At 72.5% G+C, this 16593-nt stretch carries 15 protein-coding genes; 9 read left to right on the top strand and 6 right to left on the bottom strand.

The annotated features are described in order from the left end of the window. Window positions 1–236 precede the first annotated feature (236 nt). Both ABIE67_RS21785 and ABIE67_RS21780 read right to left on the bottom strand, forming a co-directional pair. A complete protein-coding gene (locus ABIE67_RS21785; protein WP_370259975.1) occupies window positions 237–521 on the bottom strand; it encodes a hypothetical protein in 285 nt (94 codons plus the stop codon). 255 nt (window positions 522–776) lie between these two features. Continuing rightward, window positions 777–1265 carry a hypothetical protein gene (locus ABIE67_RS21780; RefSeq protein ID WP_370259973.1) on the bottom strand — a complete coding sequence of 163 codons (489 nt, stop codon included), beginning with the start codon at window positions 1263–1265 and terminating at the stop codon, window positions 777–779. A 421-nt stretch (window positions 1266–1686) separates the two neighbouring features. Between ABIE67_RS21780 and ABIE67_RS21775 the strand changes: the two genes are divergently transcribed. The 6 genes from ABIE67_RS21775 to ABIE67_RS21750 all read left to right on the top strand — a co-directional run bounded on the left by ABIE67_RS21775 (window position 1687) and on the right by ABIE67_RS21750 (window position 6949). Then, window positions 1687–2466: a hypothetical protein gene (locus ABIE67_RS21775; protein WP_370259970.1), complete on the top strand. Its 780-nt coding sequence runs from the start codon at window positions 1687–1689 to the stop codon at window positions 2464–2466. 74 nt (window positions 2467–2540) lie between these two features. Further along, window positions 2541–2822, top strand: coding sequence for a hypothetical protein (locus ABIE67_RS21770; RefSeq protein ID WP_370259968.1), 282 nt, complete (start codon window positions 2541–2543; stop codon window positions 2820–2822). A 74-nt stretch (window positions 2823–2896) separates the two neighbouring features. Beyond that, window positions 2897–4177: a wax ester/triacylglycerol synthase domain-containing protein gene (locus ABIE67_RS21765; protein WP_370259966.1), complete on the top strand. Its 1281-nt coding sequence runs from the start codon at window positions 2897–2899 to the stop codon at window positions 4175–4177. 26 nt (window positions 4178–4203) lie between these two features. Then, window positions 4204–4479 (top strand): acyl carrier protein, encoded by a 276-nt coding sequence (locus ABIE67_RS21760; RefSeq protein ID WP_370259965.1) that lies wholly within the window; start codon window positions 4204–4206, stop codon window positions 4477–4479. After that, window positions 4476–5693 carry a beta-ketoacyl synthase gene (locus ABIE67_RS21755; RefSeq protein ID WP_370259963.1) on the top strand — a complete coding sequence of 406 codons (1218 nt, stop codon included), beginning with the start codon at window positions 4476–4478 and terminating at the stop codon, window positions 5691–5693. The genes ABIE67_RS21760 and ABIE67_RS21755 overlap by 4 nt, the downstream gene beginning before the upstream one ends. After that, window positions 5690–6949, top strand: a complete 1260-nt coding sequence (locus tag ABIE67_RS21750; protein ID WP_370259961.1) for a wax ester/triacylglycerol synthase domain-containing protein — start codon at window positions 5690–5692, stop codon at window positions 6947–6949. Before ABIE67_RS21755 ends, ABIE67_RS21750 begins: the two co-directional genes overlap by 4 nt. Before the next feature lies 1 nt (window position 6950). Here the strand turns inward: ABIE67_RS21750 and ABIE67_RS21745 are convergent, their stop codons facing one another. Together ABIE67_RS21745 and ABIE67_RS21740 are read right to left on the bottom strand one after the other, a co-directional pair. Further along, a complete protein-coding gene (locus ABIE67_RS21745) occupies window positions 6951–7436 on the bottom strand; it encodes an N-acetyltransferase family protein (protein WP_370259959.1) in 486 nt (161 codons plus the stop codon). 9 nt (window positions 7437–7445) lie between these two features. Next, entirely contained in the window at window positions 7446–8390 is a 945-nt protein-coding gene (locus tag ABIE67_RS21740) for an aminoglycoside phosphotransferase family protein (protein ID WP_370268796.1), read from the bottom strand. Between ABIE67_RS21740 and ABIE67_RS21735 the strand changes: the two genes are divergently transcribed. Then, complete coding sequence (locus tag ABIE67_RS21735; RefSeq protein ID WP_370259957.1) at window positions 8389–9795, top strand: NAD(P)/FAD-dependent oxidoreductase; 1407 nt, start codon at window positions 8389–8391, stop codon at window positions 9793–9795. The genes ABIE67_RS21740 and ABIE67_RS21735 overlap by 2 nt on opposite strands. A gap of 147 nt (window positions 9796–9942) precedes the next feature. Further along, window positions 9943–13149 (top strand): IPT/TIG domain-containing protein, encoded by a 3207-nt coding sequence (locus tag ABIE67_RS21730; RefSeq protein ID WP_370268791.1) that lies wholly within the window; start codon window positions 9943–9945, stop codon window positions 13147–13149. Between the two features lie 175 nt (window positions 13150–13324). Here the strand turns inward: ABIE67_RS21730 and ABIE67_RS21725 are convergent, their stop codons facing one another. Continuing rightward, a complete protein-coding gene (locus ABIE67_RS21725; protein ID WP_370259955.1) occupies window positions 13325–14305 on the bottom strand; it encodes a zinc-binding dehydrogenase in 981 nt (326 codons plus the stop codon). Window positions 14306–14403: 98 nt separating this feature from the next. Next, window positions 14404–15582, bottom strand: a complete 1179-nt coding sequence (locus ABIE67_RS21720; RefSeq protein WP_370259953.1) for an FAD-dependent oxidoreductase — start codon at window positions 15580–15582, stop codon at window positions 14404–14406. Between the two features lie 198 nt (window positions 15583–15780). Between ABIE67_RS21720 and ABIE67_RS21715 the strand changes: the two genes are divergently transcribed. Next, on the top strand, window positions 15781–16479 hold the full coding sequence (locus tag ABIE67_RS21715; protein ID WP_370259951.1) for a pentapeptide repeat-containing protein: 699 nt from the start codon (window positions 15781–15783) through the stop codon (window positions 16477–16479). The last annotated feature ends 114 nt before the right edge of the window (window positions 16480–16593 follow it).

The following is a 16593-nucleotide window of genomic DNA, read 5'->3' as shown; positions in this document are numbered from 1 at the left end:
CGATCCATTTCAGATCGACTTCGTACAGTCACGGAGGCTAATAGGAAATATTCCGGAGCAAACGGCGGCGCGCCGAATTCGGCAAAGTCTCACCATCTTGGCCGATGGCCGGGAAATTCCCCGCCTTCGAGGAATTGCGACGCAAAAACGCGGCACAAAAAGGAGTCCCGGTACCGGGCCTGGGGCTCGGTACCGGGACTTGTTCCCGCTTCGGCCGGCTACGCGGCCGTCAGTGCCTAGAAGGCGCTGTTGTTGCAGCCCATGGACGAGCCCAGGTGGGTGTCCTGCGCGCCCGGGTCGCCCTCGCCGTTGAGCGCGCTGCCCAGCAGGCCGTTGAGGACGCCGACCTGGCCGAGGATGTCGACGTTCAGGTCGTGCGACTTGCAGTTGGAGCTCTGCAGGACGCTGAACTTGCCCCCGTACTTGCCGCCGTGGCCGTCGGCGGTGGCCGTGCCGGCGCCCAGGAGTCCGACGGTGCCGATGGCGACGACCACGACGGCAGCCTTGCGAACCTTGTGCATGTCTTCTCCGGTGGAGTGAGGTGGGTGCGATCTGTAGGAGATCGACTTCGTACAGTTACGGAAGATTAATACGAAGTATCCCGATATGTCCCGGAGGCACGCCGGAGTTCGAGTTCTCGTTCCGGAAGCACCCAAAAGCCGCATCGCACCGTGGTGCGATGTGTGAAAGCGCTGGTCACGGCCGCTCGTTGCGGGCTGTGACCCGCACGGTCACCGCGCGGGAGACGAGGTTCGGATCTCCTCGCGGCGCGTCCCCTAGCGCGTGTAGCGGGCGTGGGCGAGGGAGTTCGCCTGGCTGTTGGCCTGGTCGCAGTCGATGCCGCGGGTCTCGGAGGCGGCGAGTACGGCGACCGGGACGGCCGCGTTGACCAGGGACTGCGGGCTGCACTCCTGGTACGGGCGGAACAGGTTGGCCTGCTCGATCGGGCCGGCCGGTGCCGCGGCCGGCTGCTGGTTGATCTGCGGGCTGATCTTCGGGCTCAGTTGGGGGTTGAGCTGCGGGGTGACTTCGGCGCCGCGCTGGGGGGCCGGGGCCGCCTGCCGGTGCGCGGTCGGCAAGTTGGAGGACTGCGCGCTGGCCTGCGAACTGCCCCACGAGGTGGCCTGGGCGTCCGGCCGGCCGACGGGGGGCGACGCGGTGCCGCCGTATCCGACGGGGGCGTCGGCGACGCTGGGTCCGGCACCGATGGCCGACAGACCACTGGCTGCTGCTACGACGAGCGCGACCTGATGAAGCTTGCGCATGGAACCTCGGCCCTTCATTGACCTGTGCATGGAACATGTGGAAATGCGGCTGCGATGCACGATCGCTCTGACCCTGGGGGGAACGAGACGGGTCCGATAACGGTCACGTGAGCCGGAGTGTCGTCACTCATTTGCCAGAGGGTGTTCATCAGAACCTTTTATCCGATCGATGGCAATTGAGTGACGAAAATTCAGATCCCGTGACCTGCCCGGAGAAATGTCGTTGCCAGCGGAGAGAGGGCAGCGATCTGGAATCAGAGAGAGGCAACGGGATCCGCTGCCTGCTCCGGCGTGAAGTCCACATGACAGCTCAGGCATTACCCCTGTAAGGGCGCAGTACGAATATCAGACTGAGCGCACGCAAAGACTGCACTGAATACAACGGATTTCCCTGTACAGGTAATGAAGGGCCGAGGGTTCCATGCGCAAGCTTCACAAGGCCGCGCTCGTCGTAGCAGCGGCCGGCGGTCTGACCGCCATCGGCGCCGGCGTCAGCGAGGCCGCCGACTATCCCGTCGGGTACAGCGGTGCCGCACCGGCTCCCGCTCCCGAATATCCGGCACCTCAGTACGCTCCGGCGCCTCCTCCCCAGTACGCGGCTCCCCAGTACGCTCCGGTGCCTCCTCCCCAGTACGCGGCACCTCAGTACGCTCCCGCGCCTCCTCCCCAGTACGCGGCCCCCCAGTACGCCCCGGCGCCCGCGCCCCAGTACGCGCCGCCGCCGCAGCAGCAGGTCACGGCAGCGGCCCGTTCGACGGGCAGCGCGCAGGCCACGCGTCCGCAGCCGCAGCCGGCGCCGCACTACGCGCCCCCGGCGCCCGCGCCCGCCCCGCGTCAGGAGACCGGCTACGCCTCCGCCTCGGCCTCGTCGGGCGGCTACGCGGAGGCCTCCGGCGCGCCGCACTCCTCGCCGGTGCTCGCGCCCCAGCCCGCCGCCCCGCAGGTCGTGCCGCAGGTCACCCCGCAGACCGCGCCGCAGGTGATGCCGCAGGTCGCTCCGCAGGTCTCCGCGCCGCAGGTCTTCAACCCGGAGCCCCCGCCGCGGGTCGCTCCGCAGGTCAACCCGCAGGTGAACCCCGAGGTGAACCCGCTGATCAACCCGCTGATCTCGCCGGCCAGCGCGCCGCAGGTGCCCGGCCTCGGCCTGGGACAGGTCGCGGCGCCTCCCGTCGGCCAGTTGGGTCTGCCCCGACTCGGCTGAGGGCCTGACCGCTCGTATCCAACGTTCTGACTCGATCTGCTGCACAGCACATCCGCTCGACCAACGGAGAAGAAATGCGCAAGCTTCAGAAGGTCGCCCTTGTGGGCGCCGTCCTCGGCAGTGTCGGCTCGTTCGGCGTCGGCACCGCCGTCGCCCACGGTGAGGCGAGGGCGCACGACGTCGACATCACGCAGGGCATCGAGTGCCGCTCGCACGACATGAACATCGACGTCCTCGGCAGCCTCGGTCTCGTCAACGGGGCGCTGGGCAACGCGCTCAACGGTGAGGGCTCCCCGGGTGCGCAGCCCAGCCACCTCGGCTCGGACATGGGCTGCAACAGCGGAGCGCTCAAGTAGACCGTAGGAAGTGTTCGGTTCAACGCCCGCTCCATCACGGGGCGGGCGTTTGGACTGCGAGCCGGAGAGACCCCATGAGACTGTCCTATGCCGACGAGATGCTGCTGCTCAACGGGTGTCCGGGAGTGATCGGCCTGGCGGTGGTTCTCTCCGGCGAGCAGCCCGACGTGGAGCAGGTGCGGGCGCGCGTCGCCGAGCGGTGGGCGGGCCTGGAGCGGATGAACTGCGTGCTCGACGGTCCCACCGGCAGCGGTGGGGCGGCGCGGCCGGGGCTGTTCGGGCGGCGCGGGCGTATGCGGTGGGCCGTCCCGGGGCCGTTCGATCCCGCCGCGCATGTCGCCGTGGCGCGCACCAAGTTGGACGACCTGTGGGCGCAGAGCGTGGACCGGCCGCTCACCGGTGGGATGCCGCCGTGGCGGCTCCACGTGGTCCCGGACGCCGCGCACGGCGGTGATTTCGCCCTGGCGCTCGTGGCCCAGCACGCGCTGCTGGACGGGCGTTCCCTGGCGACGCTGATGCGCTCGCTGATGGACGGCCCCGCCGTGGCCAGGGAGTCGGTCCGGTCCACGCCGCTGCCGCGGTCCGGGCTGCGCGCGGCGGGCAGGGAGCTCATGACGATGGCGGCCGCGGGACAGGCCCTTCCGCTGCGGCCGCCCGGCGAGCCGTGCTCCTCGGTCGTGGTGAGCGAACTGCCCGCGCACACGGTCCGATCCGCGCGCCGACAGCCCGCCGGCGGCCGGGGCGCGACGCTGAACGAGCTGCTGGTGGGCGCAGTGGCCGGGGCGCTGCGCACCCGGTACGGGCCGGTGCGGACGTGGCGGCAGCGGGAGGCGCCCGTGTACACGGCCGTACCGTGCGACCTGCGCACCGGGGCGATCACGGGAGAACTCGGGAACACGCTCACGGTCGTTCGGGTGCCGTTGCCCGTCGACGTGGACGGTCCCGTGGCGCGGCTGCGGGCGGGGCAGGACGCGATGGCCACCGTCCCCGAGCGGGCCGCCGCCCACGCCACCGTGCTGTTCCCCGCCGCAGAAGCGGTTCGCCGGACGGGTCCCTGGGTCACCAGGCTGCTGGCCGACCGCGGTCGCCGCACCTGCTTCGCGGCGACGGCGACCACGGCCATGAAGTGGCCCGGCGGAGCCAGCACCTTCCAGGGCCGTCGGCTTGTGCGCACGGTCGGGCTGCCGCCGCTGCAGCACCCGGGCACGGTCAGCTTCGCCCTGGCACAGGCAGGGGACGCGTTCACGCTCACCGTGGTGTGCCACCTGCGCCCGAACGACGCGGCACGGCTCGCCGACGCGGTTGTCACGGAGTTCGAGACATGGGCCCGGATGGCGACGCCGTCAGTGCCCTGACGGCACCAGGAGATGGAGGCAGTTGCATGGAAGCGGAACACGGCGACGTATGGGAAGCGCTGCGCCCGCTGTGCGCGCGGGTGATGTCGGTGCCGCCGGAGGCGGTCGTCCCGCAGGCTCGGCTGGTCGCCGACCTGGGAGCCGACAGCCTGGACATCACCGAACTGGAAGCGGCCTCGGAGGAGTTGTTCGGGGTCTCCCTGAGGGGGACCGAGAAAGCCGGCGTGTCCACGGTGGGTGATGTGGCCGACCTCATCGTGAGGCTGCGTACCCCCGGCGCCCACAGCCCCCTCGCCCGATGACCGGCCGACCCGCTGTCGCGGTCACCGGCCTGGGAGTGCGCTGCGCGGCCGGCGCGAGTCCGGCGGAGCTCTGGGAGAGTCTCGCGCAGTGCCGCTCCGCGACGTCGCTGCATGCCTTCGACGACGAGGGCACGGTCGTGTACCCCGCGTCCGCGATGACCTCCTTCGACCCCGCCGGCTGTCTCGCGCCCAAGGAGGTGCGGCGGACGGACCGGTCGGTGCAGCTGGCCGTGTGCGCGGCCCTGGACGCCGTGGCGGACGCCGGGGGACTGCACGTCGATCCCGGCCGGCGGGCGGTGGTCACCGGCACCGGGTACGGCGGGGTGATCAGCCAGGAGAACGGCATCGGACAGCCCGATGTGCTCTACGCGCCCCGTTTGATGCACAACGCGGGGGCGTACTGGATCAGCGCGAAGCTCGGGATCGCCGGGCCGAGTCTGACGATCTCCACCGCCTGCGCCTCCGGTACGCATGCCGTGGGGGAGGCGATGCAGATGATCCGGGCCGGGGGCGCGGACGTGGTGGTGGCGGGCGGCCATGACAGCCCCCTGACCCCCACGACGGCGCTGGCCTTCGGGCGGGCCGGGGCGATGGTCACCGAGTGCGAGGATCCCGCGTCCGCGTCACGGCCGTTCGACGTCAAGCGGCGGGGATTCGTCCTCGCCGAGGGGGCGGCGTTCCTGGTGCTGGAGCGGCTGGACCTCGCCCGCGCGCGGGGCGCCCGTGTCTACGCCACGCTCACCGGGTACGGGCGGACCTCCGACGCCCACCACCTCACGGCACCGCACCCCGACGGTGCGGGCGCCCGGGCGTGCATGGAGCAGGCGCTCGCCGACGCCGGTACGACCGCCGACGTCGTCACCCATGTCAACGCGCACGGCACCGGCACCGAGCTGAACGACCTCGCGGAAGCGCGGGCCATCAGCGCCGTGTTCGGTCCCCGAGCGGTGCCGGTCACCGCGCCCAAGGCCGTGACCGGGCACGGGCTGGGGCTGGCGGGAGCGCTGGAAGCATTGATCACGGCCTGGTCCGTGCGGGAGGGGCTCGCGCCGCCGACCGCCCATCTCACCCGGCTGGATCCCCGATGTGAGCTGGACCTGGTCGTCGGTGAGCCTCGCAAGATTCCGGACGGGCCGGTGATCAGCAACAGCTTCGCGTTCGGCGGTCACAACGCCTGCGTCGTGTTCGACTCGCCCCACGGCTGTGGCACATGAGGCTGACGGCCATCGACGAGGGGCATCTCCGCAACGGACTGCCGGGGACGATCGGTATCGCCGGGGTGTTTCCCGGCGAGCCGTTCGACCTGGCGCAGGTGCGGTCCCGCGTCCGCGACCGGTGGGGCGGCCTGGAACGGATGAGCCTGATCCTCCAGCCCCCCACCGGGCCGGCGGCGCTGTCCGGCCACCGGTGGCGGACCGCCCGGCCGTTCGACCCCGTCGCGCACATCACCGCCACCGACCAGGACCTGGAAGCCCTGCTCACCGACGGCGTCAGTCACCGGCTGCCGTCCGAACGGCCGCTGTGGCGGCTGCTGGTCGCACGGAACGCCCTCGTGCTGTTCGCCCATCACGCCCTGCTGGACGGCAGATCCCTGGAGACCGTCTTCCGGCTGCTGATGGACGACGCCGCACCGTCTCCGCCGCGCGGGCCGGCTGCGGTGGACCCGACCGCGACCGCACGGCAGCGCCCACCCGTCAGTGCCGCCACCGTGGGCAGGGAGCTGCGCCGCATCGGGGCCCTCGGCCGGCCCCTCCCCACGGCTTCTCCGGGCGGAGTGCGGCCGTCGGTGGCGCTGGTCGAGCTCGATCCGCAGGTGATGCGTACGGCCCGCCGCCAGCCGGCCGGCGGGCGGGGAGCGACCCTCAACGAACTTCTGCTGAGTACGTACGCCGGTGCCCTGCGCGTCTGCCATGGACCGCTGCGGGCCTGGCCGAAGGGATCGAACCCGTTCTACGCCACGGTGCCGGTCGACCTGCGGACCCGCCGCACCGCGCAGCGACTCGGCAACGGGGTCACCGTGCTGCGGATGCCGCTGCCCGTCGACGTCGAGTCGCCCGTGGCGCGCCTGGAGGCGTGCCAGGAGCAGGTCGCGGGGTTCGACCGGCGCTGCGACGCCCACCGCGCGATCCTTCCCGCACTGCAGGGCGCCGCGCGTGCCGTGCCGTGGCTGGCCGGGGTGATGGCCCGGCGACTGGCACGTCCCGAGCTCACCACCAGCCTGTGCACCGCTTTCAAGTGGCGGGACCACCCCAGCCACCTGCACGGACGCCCCCTGGCGCGCGTCGTCCCGCTGCCGCAGCTCTCCCCGCCCGGTACGGCGAACCTCTGCCTCGTCCACACCGCCGACGCCTACACGCTCACGGTCGTCAGCCACGCGCGTGCGGGTGATGCCGAGATGCTCGGGGCGGCGATCACCCGGGAACTGGAGGCGCTCGCGGGGTCCGACGCGGCGGCGGCGCGGGTCGGTTAGGTCAGGCCTCCTGGCCGCCGCCCAGCTCGGTGAGCGCCTCGTCCGTCAGCCGGTACACCGTCCACTCGTCCTGGGGGCGGGCGCCGAGCGCCTCGTAGAAGGCGATGGACGGGGCGTTCCAGTTCAGGACGGACCACTCCAGGCGCTGGTAGCCGCGCGCCACGCACAGCCGGGCCAGTTCGGTGAGCAGGGCCTTGCCGTGGCCGGCGCCCCGGGCGGTGGGGCGGACGTAGAGGTCCTCCAGGTAGATGCCGTGGACGCCGCGCCAGGTGGAGAAGTTCAGGAACCAGATCGCGCAGCCGACGGTCTCGCCGGTCGTGTCGTCGGCCGCGATGTGCGCGTAGGCGGCCGGGTGGTCGCCGAAGAGGGCCTCGTGGAGCTGCTCCGGGGTGGCCTTCGCCTCGTGCGGGGCCTTCTCGTACTCGGCGAGTTCGCGGATCAGGGTGTGGAGGGCGGGGACGTCGGCGGAGGTGGCGGGGCGAATCATGGGGTGAGGTTAGCTGCGCGGCTCGCGCAGCTTCCTGGCAATTTCCAGCTGCTGTTCGTCCAGCGGGCGGCCGTCCTCGATGTCCCACAGGCAGTTCTGCAGGAGCCGGCCGTACGTCCACGCACGCGCGCGTGCCCGGTCCAGGCCGAGCACGTCGGTCATGGCGTCGAAGCGCCAGCGGATGTCGTCGGCGTCGAAGCGGTTGGCGAGGGCGGGCCACAGCTCGAAGCCGGGGTCGCCGGCCAGGGGCTTGGGGTCGATGGCGAGCCACGGGGCGCGCTCGCAGGCGAGGACGTTCTCGTCGTGGAGGTCCCAGTGCAGCAGGCGGTCGCCGGGCTCGTCGAGGACCTCCCGGACGGCGGCGGCGCAGTCGGCGACGATCCTGCGGGCCCGCGGGTCCGGGATGTGCTCCAGGGCCGCGGGCGTCTGCTGCAGCATGTCCCGCGCGATGTCGCCGAGGCGGCGCAGGCCGACGGGCGCGGGGAAGGACGTGAGGTGGGCCAGCAGGCCGGCGATGACCAGGACGGACTCGTGGACGTCCGGGTGGTGCGCGAGCATGCGGGACGCGTCGAGGCGTTCGAGGAGCGTGGTGCCGGTGGCCTCGTCGTGGGCCAGGAGGCGTACGGCCCCGTCGCCGTCCCAGGCGCGCAGGGCCACCGGTTCGCCCGCGCTCTCCTCGTCGAGGAGTTGCAGCTTCAGCACGGCCGGGGTGCCGTCCCGCCGGAGCACGGGGAGGACCAGGGCGCTGACCCCGTGCATCGGCCCTCCGTCGACCGTCAGCTCCCAGCGGTCGAGGAAGGCGGCGGTCAGGGCGGGGAGTCCGGCGATGAAGGCGCGCCCCGCTTCCCCGTTGTACTCCTGCTGTGATGCGGCGAGCTCCCGCGGAATCTCGATCACCTTGGCGACCCTACGGGGCTGCCGGAATCGGCTCACGCGAATTAACGTCCTCCCCATGAGCAGCTCGGTCAGCGGTGCCGTGAACGGCGCCATCTCCTTCTGGTACGCGGACGACGGCCTCCCCGCGGTCCGCGAGCCGCTCGCGGGGGACACCTCCGCGGACGTGGTGATCGTGGGCGGCGGGTACACGGGACTGTGGACCGCGTACTACCTGAAGAAGGCCGTCCCCTTCCTCCGGATCACCGTCCTGGAGCAGAAGTTCTGCGGCTACGGCGCTTCGGGGCGCAACGGCGGCTGGCTGTACAACGGCATCGCGGGCCGCGACCGGTACGCCAGGCTGCACGGCCAGGAGGCGGCCGTACGCCTTCAGCGGGCCATGAACGACACCGTCGACGAGGTCGTCCGGGCCGCCGCGGAAGAGGGCATCGACGCCGGCATCCACAAGGGCGGGGTGCTCGAAGTCGCCCGTACGCCCGCCCAGCTGGCGCGGCTGAGGGCCTTCCACGCGCAGGAGCTGTCGTACGGCGAGAAGGACCGCGAGCTGTACGGTGCCCGTGAGACCGCCGAGCGGGTCCGGGTGGCCGACGCGGTCGGTTCGAGCTGGACACCGCACGGGGCGCGCCTGCACCCCGTGAAGCTGGTCAAGGGGCTCGCGGCGGCCGTCGAGGCGCTGGGCGTGACGATTCACGAGCTGACGCCGGTCACGGAGATCCGGCCCAAGCACGCCGTCACCCCGTACGGCACCGTCCGCGCGCCCTATGTCCTGCGCTGTACCGAGGGCTTCACGGCGAGCCTCAAGGGGCAGAAGCGGACCTGGCTGCCCATGAACTCCTCGATGATCGCCACCGAGCCGCTCACGGAGGAGCAGTGGGAGTCGGTGGGCTGGGCGGGGCTGGAGACGCTCGGCGACATGGCGCACACCTACATGTACGCGCAGCGCACGGCCGACGGGCGGATCGCGCTGGGCGGGCGCGGGGTGCCGTACCGCTTCGGGTCGCGGACGGACAACGACGGACGTACGCAGGACGCGACGGTCGAGGCGCTGCGGGAGATCCTCGTCGGGTTCTTCCCGGTGCTGGCCGGGGTGCGGATCGAGCACGCCTGGTCGGGTGTGCTGGGCGTGCCGCGCGACTGGTGCGCGACGGTGACCCTGGACCGGTCGACGGGTCTCGGCTGGGCGGGCGGTTACGTCGGGTCCGGCGTCGCCACCGCCAACCTGGCCGCCCGGACGCTGCGGGACCTGGTGCAGCAGGACTCGGGCCAGGGCGGGCCCACCGAGCTGACCGATCTGCCGTGGGTCGGCCACAAGGTGCGCAAGTGGGAGCCGGAACCGCTGCGGTGGCTCGGGGTGCACGGGCTGTACGCCACGTACCGGGCGGCGGACCGGCGGGAACACCTCACCCACAGCGCCGAGTCCGCGAGGCTGGCCCGGATCGCCGACCGCGTGGCCGGGCGGCACTGACGAAACTTTCGGCCACCGTCGCCCCTGGATACTCACGGGAGCGTTGTCACACCCCTGTGCGACTATCGCCTCAACGACCACTGATCCAGGGGGGATTCCGTGTCCGACGACGACTCCTGTCCGGCTGGGAGACGGGGGCGGGCGGCCATGATTCCGGCCGTGTTCGCCGCCGTCGTCTCGCTGTTCGCCTCGCTGCTGACCCTGACCGGGGCGAGCCCCGCCGTCGCCGCCGACGAGGCGTGCGCGCCGCTCGCGCTCGCGTCCTTCGGCGACCCGGGGGACGCCGTCGGCAAGGCGACCGTGCCGGCCCAGGACAGCGCCTGCTTCTCCGTGACGGCTCCGCAGGCGGGCCTGTACCGGATGGTTCTGGACGACGGCGGCAACAACGCTTACGCGCAGCTGTACGCCGAGGACGGCAGCCAAGTCGACTGCTACGACGAGCAGTTCTACGACGACGGCTGGTGCCAGGTGTCCGCGGCCGGCACCTACACCGTCAAGGTCGTCAACAACGGCTGGGTGGACCCGGAGGAGACCACGGTCACCGTCGTCCCGCTCGGCTCGGCCACGCGGGGCTGCTTCGAGCCGGTCGGCACCTCCTGGGACCTGCCCACGGTGAGCCGGACCTCGGCGAGCCCGCTGGAGGTCGACTGCCAGGCGTTCGAGGGCAAGCCGGGCGAGCGCGTCCGACTCACCCGGGGGACGAGCGTCTACGGCTTCGTCGTCGCGTGGATCACCGACGCGAGCGGCGCCCGGATCTGCCCGCGGATCACCGAGGACGACGAGGACACCCTCAGCTGTGTGCTGCCCGGCGAGGGCCCCTACCGGGTGCTGTCCCAGGTCACGCAGGCGGAGAACGGCTTCCCCGCCCAGTACGCGGTCAAGGTGCGCGCGCTGACGGACCCGCAGGGCTGCCGTACCGCGTCCGTGCGCCCCTTCGGGCCGCCGGCGGGCCTGGACTTCGAGACCAACCCCTGCTTCACCTTCTCCGTCGGCAAGGCCGGGTCCTACCTGGTCCATGCGGTCGACGACGACTCCGCGAGCCCCGTCCTGGTGTACGACGCGGCCGGGAAGATCGCCTGCCGGGAGAGCGACCCGTGCCGGCTGCCGGCCGCGGGCACCTACACCGCGATCCTCGACGGCACCTCTCCTTACAGCGGCGCCAACGACGACCTGCTCGTCCTCGACCGCGCCTCGGACGCCGGGTGTGTGGCGACCGGGATGGGCTTGTACAAGGGCGAGTTGAGCAAGGCCGGTCAGTACGACTGCCTCACGCTGGACGTCCCGCAGGGCGCCCGGATCGCCGCGCTCACCTCGCTGTCCTCGGCCGGGCTGACCCCCGAGGTGCAGGTCCTGGACCGCGCCGGCACCCCGCAGTGCGACGAGGAGAAGCTGCGGGGCGGGGACTGCGCGCTCACCGGTGAGGCCCCCTACCGGGCGCTGGTGCACACCGAGGACGAGGGGGACTCGGCGACCGGCGCCTACGCGGTGGCCTTCCACCGCACCGACGTCGCGCAGGGCTGCCCCGTCCTGCCCGCGGGCAGTTTCGCCGCGGACGGCGAGCAGGCCACGCTGACCACCGGCGGCGGCGTCTTCTCGCACTGTCTGGGCATCCCGGCGGACGCGCACACGGACGCCGAGGTCTTCCAGCTGGTCGCCACCTCCGGGACCGCCTCCGCCCAGTTCTCGGTGCTGGACTCCGACGGCAAGCGGATCTGCCAGCGCGGGGGCACCACCAACGGCTGGAGCATCTGCTCCCTGACCCCCGGCAAGGCCCATACCGTGCTGGTGACCGGCCGCGACCAGGCCGCCACCTACAGCCTGACCCGGCGGGACGTCACCGCGAGCGCCTCCTCGGCGGGCTGCACGACGACCGCGGCCGCGAAGGTCGGCGGACCCTCCGTGAAGAGCGCGTTCGGCGTCCCCGGCACCCTCGACTGCCGTCAGGTGACCACCGCCGCGGACACCGACGTCGTGCACGTCAACGTGCGGGACGCACTCGGGACCGCCAACTCGGCGGTCGTAGCCGGGGACGGCCACGTGGAGTGCTCCTTCCGCAACACCTCCTGCGCGGTCACCGGGTCCACCACCCACCAGGTCCTCGTGCAGACCCCGGCCAACCTCAAGGCCGCGCCCGAGTACCGCCTGGACGCCCTGCGCGTCGCGACCGCCGACGGGCCCGCGCCGGAGTGCGTCAAGGTGCCGTCGGTGGCGTACGGGTACGGGCCGGTCACCGGCACGCTGGACGAGTCGCGCACGGCGGTGTGCGCGGCGCTGCCGACCGCCGGGTTCGACCGCTTCGAGACCGACATCAGGGACACCGCCGGTGCCGCCACCACGGCGGTGCCGGTGCTGTACAACACGTCGACCTGGGCCGACGGCTGCATGCACTACACGTCGGGCTACGACTGCGACACGCTCGGCTCGACCTCGCAGAGCACGCCGACGCTGTTCCTGCTGGGCCTGCCCGAGAAGGCGCCGAGCACGGCCTACAGCGCCAAGCTGACCTGCATGTCCGCTCCTTGCGGCACCGAGGAGACGGCCGTCACCGCCGTCAGCCCCGACTCCGGGGCCGCGGGTGGCAAGGTGAAGCTCACGGTCACCGGCACCGCGCTCGGCCCGGACGTCACCGTCCGGATCAGCCAGGCCGGGAAGACGATCACGGCGGCGGCCGACTCGGTCTCCGCGGACAACCGGACGGTGACCGCGACCCTCGACCTGACGGGTGCGGCCACCGGTACCTGGAACGTCAGTGTGCTCACCCGCGGCTGGGAGTTCCCGCGCGGTTCGTTCACCGTGAACCCGCAGCCCAAGCTGGAGAACACGGCCGCCCCCAAGGTGACCGGCACGCCCAAGACGGGCGGCAAGGTCACGGCCGCGCCGGGGAGCTGGTCGGCGACCCCGTCGTCGTACACGTACCAGTGGAAGGCGAACGGTACGGCGATCAGCGGGGCGACGGCGTCGACGTACACCGTCCCCGCCTCGATGGTCGGCAAGAAGCTCACCGTGACCGTCACGGCCGTCAGGGCCGGCTGGGTCGGCGGCTCGGCGACCTCGGCGGCGGTGACCGTGGCCAAGGGGGACGCGCCCAGGTCGACCAAACTGCCGGTGATCAGCGGGACGGTGAAGGTCGGCAGGACGCTGGCGACGTCCAAGGGGACCTGGAGTCCGGCGGCGACGTCGTACGGGTACCAGTGGTACGCCAACGGCAAGGCGATCAGCGGGGCGACCAAGTCGTCGCTGGTACTGAAGTCGGCGCAGAAGGGCAAGAAGATCACCGTGAAGGTGATCGCGCACCGTACCGGTCACAAGGACGGGTCGGCGCTGAGCAAGGCGACGAAGGCGGTCGCCGGCTGACCGTCGCCGCGAGGGCCGGCCGGCCTTCGTGAAGGGGGGAGGGGCTCCGCGGTCCGGTGGGGTCCCTCCCCCCCCGTCTCTCAGACGGCCACCGTGCAGCCGTGGACGGTGCCCTCCTCGGTGACCAGGGCTTCCTGCTGGTGCGGTACGCGGTCGGGCGAGGGCTTGCGGCTGGTCATGGCTCCAATACCACCTTTCCGGTGGTCGCGCGCGTCTCCAGGGCGCGGTGGGCGGCCGCGGCCTGCGCGAGCGGGAAACGCCGCACGGCGGGGGTGAGGCGGCCCGCGGCGGCCTCGGCGAGGGCGCGCAGTTCGAGGGTCTGTACGGGGTGGGGGCCGCCGGCCTTGCGCATCATCGCGGGGCCGAGGACCTGCTGGGAGACGCCGTCGACGAGGTAGGGCTCGCCGTCGTGCAGGCCGGCGCCGGACCAGCCGAAGACGAGGTGCCGGCCGCCGGGGCCGAGGAGGGCGACGGACTCGCGGGCCACGTCGCCGCCGACGCCGTCGAAGACGACGGTCGCGGGCCGCCCGCCGAGGAAGGCGCGGACCTTCCCGGGCCACACCGGGTCCGTGTAGTCGACGGCGAGATCGGCGCCGTTCTCCCGCACGCGGGCGACCTTCTCCGGACCGCCCGCGAGGCCGATGACGACGGCGCCGACGTTCTTGGCGTACTGCACGAGCAGCGTGCCGATCCCGCCCGCGGCCGCCGGGACCAGGGCCACCGCGTCCGGGCCGAGCTCGGCGAACTGCAGGATGCCCATCGCCGTACGGCCCGTGCCGATCATGGCGACGGCCTCGGCGCAGTCGAGGTTCTCCGGGATCTCGTGGACGCGGTCGACATCGGTGACGGCCAGTTCGGCGTACCCGCCCGGGGCGAAGCCGAGGTGGGCCACGACGCGCTTGCCGAGCCAGAGTTCCGCGACGCCCTCGCCGAGGGACTCGACGACTCCGGCGACCTCGCGGCCGGGGATCGTGGGCAGCGTGGGCGGCTGTGGCGCCGGGCCCTGGATGCCCTCCCGCAGGGCCGTGTCGAGGAGGTGGACGCCGGCCGCCGCCACGGCGACACGGACCTGGCCGGGGCCCGGTGCCGGGTCCTCGGTCTCCTCGTAGCTGAGGTTCTCGGCCGGGCCGAAGGTGTGCAGACGGATGGCGTGCATCGGATCCCCCATCGCTGTGGACTCGGGTGTGTCAGGCGCCCGCCCCGTCGTCGGAGGCGGCCGGTGGCGGCCGGTGGCGCCTGACCGATGCTGCGACCTCAAGCGTGCTTGAGGTCAAGGGCATGCCGCCCGAGAGCCAGGGACACGGCCGTGAGCGCGCTGTTGAAGGAGACCTCGGACAGGACGCCGGGGGCGGCGACCTGATCGCCCGCCAGATAGATTCCCTCGCCGCGGTCGACGGCCGGGCGATCGCGCCAGCTGGTGCCGGGCAGGTCGACGGCGCCGGTACGGCCGCTCGCCACGGACTCGCGCCGCCAGGTGACGCGTTCGCGCCAGCCGGGGAAGCCGAGGTCGAGGAGCTGTTCGGCACGGGCGATGCCGTCGGCCCTGGACTCGTGCGGAGCGATCGGGATCTGGCCCTGGATCAGCTGCTCACCGGCCGGCGCGAGGGACCGGTCCTGCGCGGTGAACCGCTCCAGCCACCCGGTCTCGTCGAGGTCGGAGACGGCGAAGGCGTCCCCGCGCCGGGTCCGCACGGCGAGGTCGATGAGCGCCGTACGCCCGCTCGTCCACGTCAGCGAGTCGTCCTTGAGGAGGCGACAGGCGGCGTCGAGGGAGGTGGCGACGACGACGGGCGCGTCGCTCGCCGGGCGGTCGAGGTCGTCGAGGCTGTCGACGCGGGAGAGGGTCTCCATCCGGACCCCGAGGTTCCAGGCCCGGGCCGCCATCCGGTCGATCATGGTGGCCCATCCGCCCCGCGGGTAGTGCGCCTCCGGCGGCAGCTTGGTGGCCCGGCGCAGCCGCTCCCGCACGAACGCCGCGGACAGGGCGCCGGGGTCGTGGTGGAACAGGGTGACCGCGGAGTAGTGCGCGGCGGCACGGGCGCCTTCCTCCCCCGCGATGCCGGTGGCCCAGGTCTGGAAGTCGACGTCGACGGGCGCCTCCGGCAGGCCCCGCCGCAGCAGCCTGAGCATGGCGAAGGGCGGGGTGCGGCGCAGGACGCCCCGGTGCCGCAGCCGGAGCCGGGCGGCCTCCAGGGGCGGGATCGGCGCGAGCGGCCCGATGAGGTCCCGCTGCCTCAGCCAGGCCCAGTGCGGGCCGCCGCTGTACAGGGCGTGCGGTCCCTCGTTCGTCCGGTACGGCCCCTCGGCGGTCCGCGCCCGCCCGCCGAGGGTGTGGTGGGCTTCGTACACGGTGACCTTGGCGCCCGCCTCGGCGGCGGTGATGGCCGCGGTGAGTCCGGCGAAGCCGCCGCCGATGACGGTGATGCGGTGCATGGCTGGGGGTCTCCCTCGTGCTCGGGGTCGCCTGGCTGTCCTTCTCTGTGACTACGACGGTCCTGGGCACCCGGAATGTGACATCGGGGGTGGCGGCCGGGGTGTCGGGGCGGCTGGGCGAGTCGGCGTCGGTGTGCCGTCGCTGCCGTGTCGTCGCAGGTCAGGGGAATTGTCAGTGGTGGGGTGCAGCATGGGGGCATGGCGAGGAGAGCGATGGGTGAGGGCGGCGGTCCGGGCCGGGGCGGCGTGAAGGCGGCTCGGCGGCCCGAGGTGCGGTTGCCGCCGCTGGAACCGTTCCGGGGCGGAGAGTTGGAGCCGGACGGGGACTACGACGGGCTGGAGTTCCGGGAGGAGGACCTCACCGGACAGGACGGCGGGGGCGCCCGCTTCATGGACTGTGCGCTGACGGGCTGCGCCCTGGACGAGACGAGACTGCACCACGCCCGGATCCTCGACTCGGTCCTCACGGGGCTCCGGGGTGTCGGCACCGACCTCGCCGAGTCGACGCTGCGGGATGTGGAGCTGGTCGACGCGCGGCTGGGCGGGGCGCAGCTGCACGGGGCCGTGCTGGAGCGGGTCGTGATCAGAGGCGGCAAGATCGACTATCTGAACCTGCGCAAGGCCAAGCTCAGAGACGTCGTCTTCGAGGGCTGCGTCCTGGTCGAGCCGGACTTCGGGGGCGCCCGGCTGGAGCGGGTGGAGTTCGTGGACTGCGCGGTGAAGGGGGTCGACCTCACCGGGGTGACTCTGGTGGACGTGGACCTGCGGGGGACGGCCGAGCTGGACATCGCGCGAGGGGTGGACCGACTGTCGGGCGCGGTGATCAGTTCGGGTCAACTGCTGGATCTGGCACCGGTGTTGGCGGCGCAGCTGGGGATCCGCGTGGAGGCGGAGTGAGCGCGGGCGGCCGCGGTCCGGAGGTACGGGGCACTGGCCTGGATCCGGTATGATTGATCTTGAGCTGCTCACCGGAACTCCCGGTGGCCGGTGCTGCGTTGGTGGTCCAAGGAA

The organism is Streptomyces sp. V4I8 (assembly GCF_041261225.1).
GTDB lineage: Bacteria > Actinomycetota > Actinomycetes > Streptomycetales > Streptomycetaceae > Streptomyces.
The sequence above is the reverse complement of the archived record's forward strand: the minus strand, read 5'-3'. Positions and strand labels throughout refer to the sequence as shown.

Bases quoted from the DNA above. Each gene is read 5' to 3' on its own strand.
- ABIE67_RS21785 (WP_370259975.1), bottom strand. From the start codon at position 521: ATGCACAAGGTTCGCAAGGCTGCCGTCGTGGTCGTCGCCATCGGCACC.
- ABIE67_RS21780 (WP_370259973.1), bottom strand. From the start codon at position 1,265: ATGCGCAAGCTTCATCAGGTCGCGCTCGTCGTAGCAGCAGCCAGTGGT.
- ABIE67_RS21775 (WP_370259970.1), top strand. From the start codon at position 1,687: ATGCGCAAGCTTCACAAGGCCGCGCTCGTCGTAGCAGCGGCCGGCGGT.
- ABIE67_RS21770 (WP_370259968.1), top strand. From the start codon at position 2,541: ATGCGCAAGCTTCAGAAGGTCGCCCTTGTGGGCGCCGTCCTCGGCAGT.
- ABIE67_RS21765 (WP_370259966.1), top strand. From the start codon at position 2,897: ATGAGACTGTCCTATGCCGACGAGATGCTGCTGCTCAACGGGTGTCCG.
- ABIE67_RS21760 (WP_370259965.1), top strand. From the start codon at position 4,204: ATGGAAGCGGAACACGGCGACGTATGGGAAGCGCTGCGCCCGCTGTGC.
- ABIE67_RS21755 (WP_370259963.1), top strand. From the start codon at position 4,476: ATGACCGGCCGACCCGCTGTCGCGGTCACCGGCCTGGGAGTGCGCTGC.
- ABIE67_RS21750 (WP_370259961.1), top strand. From the start codon at position 5,690: ATGAGGCTGACGGCCATCGACGAGGGGCATCTCCGCAACGGACTGCCG.
- ABIE67_RS21745 (WP_370259959.1), bottom strand. From the start codon at position 7,436: ATGATTCGCCCCGCCACCTCCGCCGACGTCCCCGCCCTCCACACCCTG.
- ABIE67_RS21735 (WP_370259957.1), top strand. From the start codon at position 8,389: ATGAGCAGCTCGGTCAGCGGTGCCGTGAACGGCGCCATCTCCTTCTGG.
- ABIE67_RS21740 (WP_370268796.1), bottom strand. From the start codon at position 8,390: ATGGGGAGGACGTTAATTCGCGTGAGCCGATTCCGGCAGCCCCGTAGG.
- ABIE67_RS21730 (WP_370268791.1), top strand. From the start codon at position 9,943: ATGATTCCGGCCGTGTTCGCCGCCGTCGTCTCGCTGTTCGCCTCGCTG.
- ABIE67_RS21725 (WP_370259955.1), bottom strand. From the start codon at position 14,305: ATGCACGCCATCCGTCTGCACACCTTCGGCCCGGCCGAGAACCTCAGC.
- ABIE67_RS21720 (WP_370259953.1), bottom strand. From the start codon at position 15,582: ATGCACCGCATCACCGTCATCGGCGGCGGCTTCGCCGGACTCACCGCG.
- ABIE67_RS21715 (WP_370259951.1), top strand. From the start codon at position 15,781: ATGGCGAGGAGAGCGATGGGTGAGGGCGGCGGTCCGGGCCGGGGCGGC.